The 12583-nt window shown below is 62.9% G+C and carries 11 protein-coding genes and 1 tRNA gene; 4 read left to right on the top strand and 8 right to left on the bottom strand.

The window, feature by feature from the left end:
- Positions 1-17: 17 nt before the first annotated feature.
- Positions 18-248, bottom strand: a complete 231-nt coding sequence (locus DIE04_RS29795; protein WP_185500376.1) for a hypothetical protein — start codon at positions 246-248, stop codon at positions 18-20.
- A 264-nt stretch (positions 249-512) separates the two neighbouring features.
- Positions 513-869 carry a hypothetical protein gene (locus DIE04_RS18180; RefSeq protein ID WP_124524151.1) on the bottom strand — a complete coding sequence of 119 codons (357 nt, stop codon included), beginning with the start codon at positions 867-869 and terminating at the stop codon, positions 513-515.
- Positions 870-1421: 552 nt separating this feature from the next.
- Between DIE04_RS18180 and DIE04_RS30175 the strand changes: the two genes are divergently transcribed.
- A complete protein-coding gene (locus tag DIE04_RS30175; RefSeq protein WP_260426306.1) occupies positions 1422-1544 on the top strand; it encodes a hypothetical protein in 123 nt (40 codons plus the stop codon).
- 350 nt (positions 1545-1894) lie between these two features.
- Here the strand turns inward: DIE04_RS30175 and DIE04_RS18175 are convergent, their stop codons facing one another.
- Complete coding sequence (locus DIE04_RS18175; protein WP_124570612.1) at positions 1895-2137, bottom strand: hypothetical protein; 243 nt, start codon at positions 2135-2137, stop codon at positions 1895-1897.
- A 533-nt stretch (positions 2138-2670) separates the two neighbouring features.
- Between DIE04_RS18175 and DIE04_RS18170 the strand changes: the two genes are divergently transcribed.
- Together DIE04_RS18170 and DIE04_RS18165 are read left to right on the top strand one after the other, a co-directional pair.
- Positions 2671-3504: a DUF932 domain-containing protein gene (locus DIE04_RS18170; protein ID WP_124570611.1), complete on the top strand. Its 834-nt coding sequence runs from the start codon at positions 2671-2673 to the stop codon at positions 3502-3504.
- 129 nt (positions 3505-3633) lie between these two features.
- The gene (locus DIE04_RS18165) at positions 3634-5811 is read left to right on the top strand and encodes a ParB/RepB/Spo0J family partition protein (RefSeq protein WP_124570610.1); all 2178 of its coding nucleotides are present in this window, start codon (positions 3634-3636) and stop codon (positions 5809-5811) included.
- A gap of 45 nt (positions 5812-5856) precedes the next feature.
- Here the strand turns inward: DIE04_RS18165 and DIE04_RS18160 are convergent, their stop codons facing one another.
- Positions 5857-6531, bottom strand: a complete 675-nt coding sequence (locus tag DIE04_RS18160; RefSeq protein ID WP_124570609.1) for a hypothetical protein — start codon at positions 6529-6531, stop codon at positions 5857-5859.
- A gap of 582 nt (positions 6532-7113) precedes the next feature.
- Here DIE04_RS18160 and DIE04_RS18155 point away from each other — a divergent pair.
- On the top strand, positions 7114-7407 hold the full coding sequence (locus DIE04_RS18155; RefSeq protein ID WP_107313287.1) for an H-NS family nucleoid-associated regulatory protein: 294 nt from the start codon (positions 7114-7116) through the stop codon (positions 7405-7407).
- Positions 7408-7754: 347 nt separating this feature from the next.
- Here the strand turns inward: DIE04_RS18155 and DIE04_RS18150 are convergent, their stop codons facing one another.
- The 4 genes from DIE04_RS18150 to selA form a co-directional block, all read right to left on the bottom strand.
- Complete coding sequence (locus tag DIE04_RS18150; protein ID WP_124524256.1) at positions 7755-9008, bottom strand: site-specific integrase; 1254 nt, start codon at positions 9006-9008, stop codon at positions 7755-7757.
- 70 nt (positions 9009-9078) lie between these two features.
- A tRNA-Sec gene (locus DIE04_RS18145) sits at positions 9079-9174 on the bottom strand.
- A gap of 31 nt (positions 9175-9205) precedes the next feature.
- Entirely contained in the window at positions 9206-11131 is a 1926-nt protein-coding gene (selB, locus tag DIE04_RS18140) for a selenocysteine-specific translation elongation factor (protein ID WP_124521378.1), read from the bottom strand.
- Positions 11128-12567, bottom strand: coding sequence for an L-seryl-tRNA(Sec) selenium transferase (gene selA / locus DIE04_RS18135; protein ID WP_124521375.1), 1440 nt, complete (start codon positions 12565-12567; stop codon positions 11128-11130). Before selA ends, selB begins: the two co-directional genes overlap by 4 nt.
- Between the last annotated feature and the right edge of the window lie 16 nt (positions 12568-12583).

Raw genomic sequence — 12583 nt, 5'->3', positions numbered from 1 at the left:
GCATCATCGAAAGGGCCTCACGGCCCTTTCCTCAATAAACGGGAGAACGAAGTGAAGAAAGGGGTTATCGCATTGCTCGCCGCGGCGAGCGTGGTCGGCGCGCTCAGCGGATGCGTCGCATACGTGCCGGGGCCGCCGGTCGTCGTGGCACCGCAGGGCGGGCCGGGGAACGGGTTCTGCCCGCCCGGACAGGCGAAGAAAGGCAATTGCTGATTGCACGAGGCCCGCGTAGCGCGGGCCTTTTTCATGGTCGGTCGCTGCATGACGGGCATCGCGGCGGAATGGCGGAAGGCAGCCGACTCCAACTGTCGGGCGAGAAGCCTCGCCAGGGTTTGACTTCCATCGTTGCGAGTCTCCTCGTACCCTTGCTTCGCGCCAGTTCAACTGCGACCCGCATCACTCGCTGCATGCCGAGAAGCGCTTGCCGCTTCGCACAGATGCGTGGCGGGCGGGCTGACCAATGCGACAACGTCATGGGCATTCCCTCAGCGGCAGACATGCCGCGCACGCGACTACCGTGATCCACGATTGGCCACATTGAACGATACCGTGGAGACCCGCGAGCTGATCAGCAATGTGGCCGCCGAGGACATATACACCGCGACGTGTCCAAAGCGAATCGCATTCGCCAAACCGCCGCTTCCATCCAGCGTCGGCGCACCGCTTGACGCGGCCGCCCGATGAGTCAACGAGATTAGCCCGCCGGTCACCGCAACACCGATCAATCCACCCATCGTTCGCAGCGCTCGAACTGAGGCAGTCGCGATGCCAACCTGTGCAGGTCCGGCCAGCTGATGGCCAATGATCGTCCAAGCCCGAAAACGTAAACCGAAGGCAATCCCAAGCAACGCGACGAGGTCCGTCGTCATTCCGGTCGACCCGCCGCGAAATCCGCGACGTCAAACCCACCGACAGCCTCCGGCGATAGCTGCCCGCCCGCATCGCGCAACCACGTTGGGCGAGCGGCGCGCCGGCAAGGCATCGACAAACGCGGCGAGAGCTACATTCCCGGCATGCGCACTAAATCGCGAACTCTCCAACGCGCTGCCGCCCGATTTGCGTCGACTATACGACAGATACGCGACGCACGATCTACGCTTGATCGATCGACTTGACGACACCACGGTGATCGAAAAATGAAGCCAGGTTTGGTCGTTCGACCTGCAATCATTAATCTTGCGTCGCGGCGACTGACGCTGGAACGGCAATAGATTCATTCCCCATGCCTATTATCTCCATCCATCCCCAGAAAATAGTGACATATCTCGCGAGGAATTATCTCAAATATAGCACACCGAAATAAATTGTTTACTTTCTCTATCCCATCTATATACTTACGATTGCATTTCAACCGCAACACCTGAAGTGCAACATCAAGAACAGTTGTTTTCGCAAATTCTTCCTTACTGAAGGAGAGTGAAATGAATGCTGTCTCGATTCAACCCACCAAAGTCGTCGCCTATGGCTCGTTTCTTGCCGTCATTCTGTCCAAGAAATCTATTCCAGGCGATGGACTCTACGGGCGCGGCGTGAAAGGTATGTAACAGTAGCGCGCTGAATCACACGATGATACGAGGCACGCGCCCAAGTATCGGCTGGGCGCGTGCCTCGCGAATGCTCTCATAGTGGGCATGCATGTCACACAAGCACTCGACAGAACAAGACGCGAAATTGCTTTATCCGAACTATTCGCTCGAATGCGTTTTACTTGATGGTGAGACGATCTTCTATAGCGAGACAAAGAATAGTTATTTCGGTCTGTCAGGGGTAGCAGTCGATATTTTGACGATCTCTCGGAGATTGCACACGGGGCTACGCGCGGAGGATTTTATTAATGAGATTGCAGGTAGCCGAGCACTAACGACCACCGATAAGAAATTGATTTTAGATGGAGTCACCACATTAATCGATCTGGGCGCCCTTTATGAAAAATGACGGCGCGTACATCTTTCTCACCCATAGCCTCGTGCGAGCCATGTTGCTTGGTCGGCCGGTCAGCGACGCCTATCTCGGTATTTTCAAGTCGATCTTTCCCGGCGCGGTTAGAGGCAGGTACGTGGGCGCGGTCGACACCGCCAACTTTCAGCAGATCCATCCAGCCGCTCTGCTTCAGATACTCGATCCACTGAAGCGCCATACCCGCCCCTTTGTCCTTACGTCGCCAACAGTATACGGAATGGCTTCCTCCTGACACCTCTGTGGTTCCTGAGCGAGAGCTACCTAAGATCCATCGAATGCCCGAATCCTGACTCGTTTCGTGTCTACCGCAAGGTCCAAAGCGAAATCCGATACCTCTCAATCACTCACATTCCTGCCCTGGCAGTTATTCACAGCGTTGCCTGCAAAAACTGTGAATAACCAGTGCTTCGGAATTCTTTACCGTCGAACTCGCGCCTTGGCATCCGCCTGACACCCTGTTTCCTGCCCTGTCCCGCGACCGTAGCCGAGGGCGGGGCGGCATCAAGGGGCGAGGGACCGTGTTGCCCGCACCATCCCTCGCCTCTTTCCTTGACACCGCCCCGCCCCCGGCTCCTTGGGTCGCACGGGCAGGAAACAGGGTGTCAGGCAAAAGCAAAGGCCAACCCCGAGTTCCACCGGGAAGGGGTTCCCGCGTAAGCGGCAAGGCCATCCCACGGCCCGTCCTTCAACCTTTTTGCTGTGGAGATAGTCATGCAACTCGCCTCTTCTTTCCGTTACGGCTCCCCGATGCTGCGTGCCGACTCGCCCCTGTCGGACGACCAGATTCGCCGCGTTGCCCCGTCCATCTTCGCGGACGGCAAGCACGAAAGCCGTTCGGAACGCTACACCTACATTCCCACCATCGACGTGCTTCGAGGTCTGCGCAACGAAGGCTTCCAGCCGTTCATGATCTGCCAGACCCGCGTGCGCGATCAGGGCAAGCGCGAATACACGAAGCACATGCTTCGCCTTCGCCACACGGATCAGATCAACGGCGACGAAGCCAACGAAATCGTGCTGCTGAACTCGCACGATGGCACGAGCAGCTACCAGATGCTCGCTGGCGTGCTGCGCTTTGTCTGCCAGAACGGCATGGTGGCGGGCGACAACATTGCCGATATTCGCGTGCCGCACAAAGGGAACATCGTTCAGAACGTCATTAATGGCGCGTTCGACGTGCTCGACGACTTCGACCTGATTCGCGAACAAAAAGAAGGTATGCGCGACGTGACGCTCGACCGCGACGAACAGCACGCGCTCGCCCGCTCCGCGCTCGCGCTGCGCTACGACCCGACCGATGCCGAGGCACCGGCCCCGATCACTGAAAGCCAGTTGCTCGCTCCGCGCCGTTTCGAGGATCGCCGCGACGACCTCTGGACGGTGTTTAACCGCGTGCAGGAAAACCTCACCAAAGGCGGGCTGCATGGCCGCTCGCGTACCGGGCGCGCGATGTCCACACGCCCCATCACCGGTATCGACCAGAACGTGAAGCTCAATCGTGCCCTCTGGATGCTGGCCGACGCCATGCGCCAAATGAAGGCGTAAGCGCCATAGGGCGATGTCGCGTCGCCCTATTCCAACCATTCCTTTCAGGACTCCTATCCAGGTCTTGTCCTGACAGGTTTCGGAAAAGACGCGACCCGGACCTTTCTTCTCAATCCTCGGGAGTCAATCATGCAAACCGAAACCACCGACGTGGGCACCGCCGATGCAGCTTCCTTGCTCGAAACTAGCTTCGGCAACGAGCAGCCCATCGTGACCGTGCCGTATTCCAGCCTGCGGCGCTCGCCGCTCAACGCGCGCACAAAAACCCTTTCCGGCATTCCCGGCCTCGCCGCCAATATCCGTGCGAAGGGCCTGCTGCAAAATCTCGTTGTCCACGAAATGAAGGGATCACGCGGCAAGCAACTCCGGTATGGTGTCTGCGCGGGCCAGCGCCGCGAAGCCGCGCTTGACCTGCTATTCGAGCAGAAGCACATCGCCGCCGACTATCCGGTGCCCGTGCGGATCGTCAGCGAAGGCGAAGCCCTCGCGATTTCACTGATCGAGAACAGCGAGCGTGAAGGACTCGACCCGTTCGACGTGCTGCGCTCGTACCGGATGCTGGCCGAAGAAGGCCGCAGCGTCGATTACATCGCTGCGCTGTTTTCCGCTTCGCCTCTCACGGTCAAACGGCGCATGAAACTCGCGAACGTGTCGCCCAAGCTGCTCGCCCTGCTGCGCGAAGACGGCATTACCCTTGACCAGTTGGCCGCGCTCGCATTGGCCGACGACCATGAAACGCAGGAGCGCGTCTGGTTCGATGCGCCGAACGACTGGCAGCGTGCCCCGCAATATCTCCGTCAGGCGATCACGCGGGCCGAAATTGATGCGAGCTGCAGCCGTCTGGTGCACTTCGTCGGCCTCACTTCTTACGAGGCGGCGGGCGGGTATGTCCGACGCGACCTTTTCAGCGACGTTGAAAACGCCGGATTCATCGCCGACGCGGAACTGTTGCAGCGACTCGCGGGCGAAAAACTCGAAGCCGTGGCCGAGAAAGTCCGTGCCGAAGGGTGGAACTGGACCGAAACACGCATCGAACGAGACGCGCTCGAACTGAACCACTACGGCAGGCTCGATCCGCTCGACCGCCCATATACCGAGGACGAGCAGCGGGAAATGGATGCCCTGACGGCGCGACAAGATGAACTCACGGAACAGTACGACGCACTTTCGGAGGACGATGAAAACGCCTATGAGGAAGGCGAACGGATCGAGGTCGAACTGAACGCAGTCACCGCCTCGATTCAGGCGCTTGAAATACGCACGCAAGCATGGGACGCACAACAGATGGCAGAAGCCGGTGCGCTCGTCATCCTCGACCCGCAAGGCAACCTGATCATCGAGCGCGGGCTGGTACGCCGTGACAGCGATGCCGGGCGCGGCGCGGGTACTGCGACAATCGAGCAGGCCGTCGCCACACCCAAGGAGGCGACCCGGAAGCCCAAGCCGGTTCACAGCGCGAAGCTCTGCCAGCGCCTGAGTGCCCACCGCACCGCCGCCATTCACGCGGAACTGATCACGCAACCGTCCGTCGCCCTCGCCGCGCTGCTGTTCCGGCTCGCGCCGATCGCCTTCCCCGAGCGGTACGGTGTCGGGCCAAGCCGGGACTATCTGGAACTCAATGCCACCAGCAACCACGATGCGCTGCTGAAGGCCGCCGACGATCTGTCCGACAGCACCGCATGGGGCATCATCGACGCGCAGCGCCAACAGTGGCTCGCGGCCCTCCCCCGAAATCAGGCCGACTTGCTGCCGTGGCTGATCGAGCAGGATCCCGGCACGACGCTGTTCGACCTGCTCGCCTTCTGCACCGGCACCCTGCTCGACGGTGCGACCGGTACGGAAGGCCCGCACGCCATCAATGCTCTGACCAACGCGCTGCAACTCGACATGACTCGATACTGGACGCCGACCCGCGCCTCGTATTTCAACCACGTCAGCAAGGCTCGAATCGTGGACGTAGCCATGCAGGCAGTTTCTCCCAAGATTGCCCTCGACTTCAGCAAGATGAAAAAGGGCGATGCCGCCGCCGCTGCCGAACTGCGGCTGGCAAAGGCCGCATGGCTCCCGGAAATCCTCACCGATCGGGAAATTCCGCCAATCCGTGCCCTCGGCGTGATGAACGATTTGGACGATGAGGCTGACGAAGATGAAGCGGAAAACCCGCAGGTAGCCAGTGCAGACGAAGCCGACGCGCAGGAAGCTAGCGCTGCAGCTGACACTGCGCCGGCGAACGAACACCGCCCGGCGTGGCCCTTCCCAACCGCCGCCAGCATAGCGAATGCCGAAACGCTGCAACACATCGCGTGATGGCCCACTCCCCGCCTGTGCTCGCGCGCAGGTGGGGAATACCGTTTATCGGGCGTGTTCGCCCACCCAAAATGCGGCAGCGACCAACATCACAAGCAGACCAGCCGCGACGACCAATAAGCGGCTCAGCGCCCGAATCAAACGCCGTTCAGTCACTTCGATACCCGTCTGCACCCGTTTCAAGGCTTCCGCTATCGCCCGCTCAAACAGGCTCGCCGCCTCGTCCATCCGCTCCCGCTGGTCCCGCGCCGCCACCGCCGCTGCACCGACAAGGCGGTTACCGGCAATCTTCGCGACCCGGTTCGCCATCCCGTTCGCGAGCGCGGCTATCGATCCCTCATTGAGCACCGCAAGCGCAACCTGATACCTCGCTTCGTGTTCCCGGATCATGCCCTCGGCCAACTGGATCGTCGCCTTGCAGCGCGCGAGCGCGTCGCGATGCTGGCGCATCAAGGCATCGGTCGCCTCCTCGGCTTCCTGACGCACTGCCTCGAAACTGCCGTCCCCGGCCCTGCGGATACGGTCGGGCATTGCCTCGTAAAGCCGAGCGTAGTATTCGAGCACGACGATCATCGACCACAGCGCGTCGTTGTCCCGCAAGCTCAGCGCACCGGAAACCCGCCGCATTCGCAGGAGACTGGCATCATCGGGCAATTCACCCGTGACCTCGAAAAACAGTCGGGCGAGCGCATCAGGCGATCTCGCCCGCCTGTTACGCATGAGCCGTCACCTTGGCGAACATCGTGCTGCACACTGCGCGCCAGCGCAGCAGTACCGATCAACGCATCTGCGAAGTTGAACGATATGGAAAAACGAAACGTCCCACCACAACATCGGCGCAGAATTGGTCTGTCAATTGCACAAGATCCCGCACGTCCCGAAGAAATGAAGCGGCTTGCCTGAAGTTTCACGCTTTAGCAGAGCCGGCGATAACACAATAGGCCTCCTGATTGTGCCTCCAACGCAGCCTGATGGAGACGGTCCCAACAGGCACCGGAAGATCAGTGCGGTTGAGCGCACATCGGCGCACAGCGGGCGACCGCCCAACAATCCGCTGATGATCGTCGGCAATTTGCGTATCCAACCGAAATAGCCCAATGTACGGCTTTCGATTGCTCCGCCAGATTCGTGGCCTCGGAGACGATAAATGATCGACTCCGGGTCAAAACGATGAGAAAATCGCCCAATAGTTCCAATTGTGCTGCAGACAATGACATGTCGCAGACCCGATGCGCCGCGCCGAATTGGACTCTTCGAAGCGACGATTTCAATACTGTTTCTTTTAACCACGTGGAGTGAAGAATGGCCACCTATCAAGAACTGAAAGCCAAGGCTGATGCACTGCTCGTGCAAGCGGAAGAAGCTCGGCAGGCCGAACTAGAGACTGTGCTTGAAGAAGTTCGCGCGCGGGTTCAGGAGTACGGACTCACGCCGGACCAGATCTTCGGCCGTAAGCGCGTACGTAGCGCGAATGGCAGCCAACCCGCAACGCCGAAGTATCAGGATCCGAAAACGGGCAAGACGTGGAGCGGGCGTGGCCGCGAACCGTCATGGATCAAGGGTAAGAAACGCGATCGCTTCTTGATCGCCGAATGATCACGGCAGCGTAGCGATCGGTCGCCCTACGGACACCCTCTGGGCCCGCGGCTTCATGCTGCAGACCCAGTTGAATCTGTATCAAGCCGTGCCGGCCCAACCGATTCAGATCCGCCTTATCTGACCAACGTTGAAGACTTCCTGCGGTCCATTGGAATCCATACCGTTCGTCTCCCCGGCGACTCGATTTCACACATAGCAGCGATACCGCCAGATGTCGATGAATTCGGCATGCATTGCATCAGGATCAAGCGACATACCGACGACACAACCTCGCACTCGCGATACCGGGCAAGTGCGAACCCGCCCGGCCCGCAGCACCGTTTCAGAACAGAAGCAGCGTCGATTTAGGCAGCGAACGTTTGCGGCATGACCGGCGCCATTGACGCTTCAAGCTTGCACCCGCTTGAACAATACGCCCCCCAGTCTTCCATCATGAGCCGCCGTCTTTCGAGTTGATCACGACGCCGATAAGCCGCTATCGTCTGCGAAGTAATGACGTGTGCCAAGACTTCCTCTGCCAGAGAATCCGGATAGTCGGTGCATTCGGCGACCCAGTCACGAAATGTCGACCGAAAACCGTGCACGGTGATCCCAGAGTACGACATGCGTTTCAACAGGGCCAACATTGCCATGTTCGACAATGGGTGCCCTTCCGTGCAACCGGGAAACAGATATCCATATTTGGCCTTCGGTAGCGCAGCACGCACGACTTCGACGGCTCGCTGACAAAGCGGCACGCGAAGCGGCCGACCGCTTTTTGTACGATCGCCCGGGATGCTCCAGATACGACTGTCGAGATCGAATTCGTCGACCCGTGCAAATCGTGCCTCGTTCGTGCGAGTCGCCGTGAGAATAAGCAAATGCAGCACCCGTGCCGCGCGTCGGGGACGAAGTTCCAGTTCCCGGATAAACGTCGGCAGGTCTTCCCAAGGCAACGCCGGATGATGCTTTACCTGCGAGCGTTTCTTTGACCGGGGTAACACCAGTTGGAGATGATCTACGTACCGAGCAGGGTTGCCACCGGCGCGGTGCCCCATCACGGTCTCCGCGTCGAGGATCGCCTTGATGCGACCGCGCACCCGGCGTGCCGTTTCTGCCTTTTTGGTCCAGATCGGCTGCAGGATACGCACAATCATCGCGGTGTCGATGTCGCGCACACGCACATCGCCGATGATGGGATAGGCGTACGTCTCCAGTGTGTTGCCCCATTGCTGGACATGCTTGCGGTTTCGCCATTCCGGCTCACGCGCACGGATGAACGATTCAGCCGCGTCACGGAACGTCACATTGGCATCGGTCGAGATATCGAGCCGGTGGCGACGCTGCTCTTCACGCCGTGCGAGGATGGGATCGATATGGTTTTCGACCATCTCGCGATATCCGCTGACCAGCTTCCGGGCTTCCCCAAGCGAAACCCGCGACAGCGGTCCGAGGCCCATTTCGCGCACGCGCCCATCGATCGTGAAGCGAAACACCCATGAGCGTGCGCCGCTATCGGCGATCTGCAGGTAGAGGCCACCGCCGTCTGCGTAATGGCCTGGATCGGCCACCTTCGCGACGCGCAGTGCGCTAAGCCGATGCAAGTGTCGTCCCGCCATGTTGTCCTCCTTTCCTACCCACAAAACCCAACCCGCTACCCATGTTTCATGGGGAGATTGTGCAGAGCCGTGGCGGAAGGCAGCCGGAGTCGAACCGACCCGGGAGTGTCTGACACCCCCAACCGGGTTTGAAGCCCGGCCGTACCACCGGATACGAATGCCTTCCGTGGGGAAAAAAACCAAAGAACGACGAGCGCCTACGCCTGTACACCCACCCAACCGCTGTCAGGCCGCAGGAAGTGAAGATCGCGGTGGAAGCGAGTATACCCAACCCGATCGAAGAACTCGAGAATCTGGATCGCGCGCTTGCGGCCGAGCCCCGTCGCGTCGCGAAACGTCGCCGCGTCGAGCCCGCCGCCGCGCGTCGGCGCGAGATGCGCGACCAGCCCGGCCAGCTCGCGCACGACATCCGCGTGATAGAACAGGTCGCGCACGACCTGATGCACGTCGCCGCGCCGCGCGAGCTTGCGCAGCAGCGTGCGCACGGCCTCCTCCTGCGCGCCCGTGTCGCGCGCCAGATCGCGGACCCACGGCGGATCGAAGCGCCCCGCATGAATCAGCGGCAGCAGTTGCCGCGCCAGCGCTTCCTCGCGCGCATCGAAACTCACCGAATGCGACGGCAGATGCAGCCACGGCCCGCTTCGCGCCACCTCACCGCCGTCCACCAGCGCATCGACCAACGCACGCCACAGCGCATCGCCGACGAGCGGCGCCGCCATCCGCCGCAGGCGCGCCGCATCGAGCCCCTGCTCGTCCGGCACGCGTTCGTGATACGCGCGCAGCGTATCGATCGCCCGCGCCTGCAGCGCGTCCCAATGCACTCGCGCGATCACCGTGCCGTCGTTCGACGCGCGCTCGCGCTGGCCGATCGCCAGCGCGTCGTCCGGCAACGCCAGCACGTCGGGCGCGAAGCCCGTCAGGTGCGTGAGCATCGCGCTTGCGATCCCGAGCGGCGCCTGCGCGAGCAGCGCATCGAGCCGCCCTTCGTCGAGCCACGCCGCCAGTGCGTCGAGCCATGCGCGGCGCGCAGGCGTGCGACGCTTGCGTGCGGGACCGAACGGATCGAGCACGCGACCGCCGCCGACGGTGCGCGTCGCCTGCGGATTGCGGACGATGAAGCGATCGCCCGGCAGCGCGAACACGGGTTCGTCGAACACCAGTTGCACGCGCATCATCTGGCCCGCCGCGAGCGTATCGCCGTCGAGCAGCGCGACGTGCGCGACGCGATGCAGCGTGCCGAGATGCACGTGCAGCGGCGCCCAGTGCGTCAGCGTGAGCCCCGCATCGGCCAGCAGCGTCAGTTCGACGTCGAGACGCGGCGACGTCGCGACGAGCCGCGCATCCGCGACGGTATCGCCACGCTCGACGTCCGCACGGTCGACGCCAGCCAGGTTCAGCGCGCAGCGCTCGCCCGCGCGGCCCGCGTCGACCGGCCGGTTCTGCGCATGGATGCTGCGCACGCGCGCAGCACTGCCGGTGCGCACGACCGCGAGCGTGTCGCCGGTCGCCACGCGGCCCGCGAACGCGGTGCCCGTCACGATGGTCCCCTGCCCGGCGAGCGTGAACACGCGATCGACCGCGAGCCGGAACAGGCCGTCGTCGCGGCGCGCACGCCATGCGAGTGCCGCATCGGCGAGATGACGCTTCAATGCGGCGACGCCCGGATCGTCGTCGCGCGTCGCGCAAGTTTCGAAGATCGGCGCGCCATCGAGCGCCGAGCCGTGCAGCCACGTGGCGATCTCGTCGCGCACCGCCGACAGGCGCGCGGCGTCGACCCGATCGCACTTCGTCAGCGCGACAGCACCATGCGCGACGCCGAGCAGTTGCAGGATCGCGAGGTGCTCGCGGGTCTGCGGCATCACGCCGTCGTCCGCGGCGATCACGAGCAGCGCGAAGTCGATCCCGCTCGCACCGGCCGCCATCGTATGAATCAGCTTCTCGTGGCCCGGCACGTCGATCAGGCCGAGCACGTCGCCGTTCTCGAGCGGCGTATACGCATAGCCGAGCTCGATCGAGATGCCGCGCGCCTTCTCTTCCTTCAACCGGTCGGTATCGACGCCGGTCAGCGCGCGCACGAGCGTCGTCTTGCCGTGATCGATATGTCCCGCGGTACCGACGATCATGCAGCCGGCCCCGCGGCCTGCACGCATTGCGCGACGAATGCCGCTTCGTCCGCCGCTTCGAGGCAGCGCAGGTCGAGCCGCAGCGCATTGTCGGCGATGCGGCCGATCACCGGGCGCGGCCATTCGCGCAACCGTTTCTCGAGCTGCGCGAGCGCACGGCCGCCGCGCTTGCCGTCCGGCATGCGCACGACGAGCCCGGCGCTCGGCAACTGGTCGACCGGCAGCGCACCGCTGCCGATCTGGCTGAACATCGGCTCGACCTGCACGTCGAAGCCGCCGCCGAGCGCGGCCTGCAACGCCGGACGCACACGCTCGGCGGCCTCGGTGATCTCGCGCTGCGGCCGCGTCAGCAGACGCAGCGTGGTGAGCCGCTCGCGCAGGAATTCCGGCGCCTGGTACAGCCGCAGCACGGGCTCGAGCGCGGCGAGCGTCAGCTTGCCGACGCGCAGCGCGCGCTTGAGCGGATGTTTCTTGATCTTCGCGACGAGCGCGCGATCGCCGACGATCAGCCCGGCCTGCGGCCCGCCGAGCAGCTTGTCGCCGCTGAACGTGACGAGGTTCGCGCCTGCCGCGACGCTTTCCTGCACGGTCGTCTCGTGCGGCAGGCCCCATTGCGACAGATCGGCGAGCGTGCCGCTGCCGAGGTCGACCGCCACCGGCAGCCCGTGCTCGCGCGCGAGCGGCGCGAGTTCGGCCAGCGTCACTTCCTTGGTGAAGCCGCTGATCGCGTAGTTGCTGCAGTGCACCTTCATCAGGATCGCCGTGCGCGGACCGATCGCGTCCGCGTAGTCGCGTAGATGAGTGCGGTTGGTGGTGCCGACCTCGCGCAGCTTCGCACCCGCACGGCTCATGATGTCGGGAATGCGGAACGCGCCGCCGATCTCGACCAGTTCGCCGCGCGACACGATCACTTCGCGTTTCGGCGCAAGCGCCGACAACACGAGCAACACGGCCGCGGCATTGTTGTTGACGACGGTCGCGGCTTCCGCGCCGGTCAGTTCGCACAGCAGATCGTCGATCAGGTCGTCGCGGTCGCCGCGGCGGCCGGTGGCGAGGTCGAATTCGAGGTTGACGGGCTGCGTGAGCGCGTCGACCACCGCGCGCACCGCGTCGTCGGGCAACAGCGCGCGCCCGAGATTCGTGTGCAGCACGGTGCCGGTCAGGTTGAACACCGCGCGCACGGTGCCCGCGCTCTGCTCGGCCAGCGTGCGGGCGACGGCCGCCGCGATGCGCGGCTCGTCGAGCGGCCCGGCCGCCGGCGGATCCTGCTGCGCGGCGGTGCGCCAGCGTTCGAGTTCGGCGCGCACCGCGTTCAGCACGCGCGTACGGCCATAGTCGGCGAGCAGCGGCTGCAGCGGCGCCGACGTCAGCACGCGCTCCACCGACGGCACGCGTGCGAGGACGGCATTCAGTTCATTCAAACCCGGTTCGGTCACGTAATGGTGGCTCCAA

Source organism: Burkholderia sp. Bp8994, assembly GCF_003853805.1.
GTDB lineage: Bacteria > Pseudomonadota > Gammaproteobacteria > Burkholderiales > Burkholderiaceae > Burkholderia.
The sequence above is the reverse complement of the archived record's forward strand: the minus strand, read 5'-3'. Positions and strand labels throughout refer to the sequence as shown.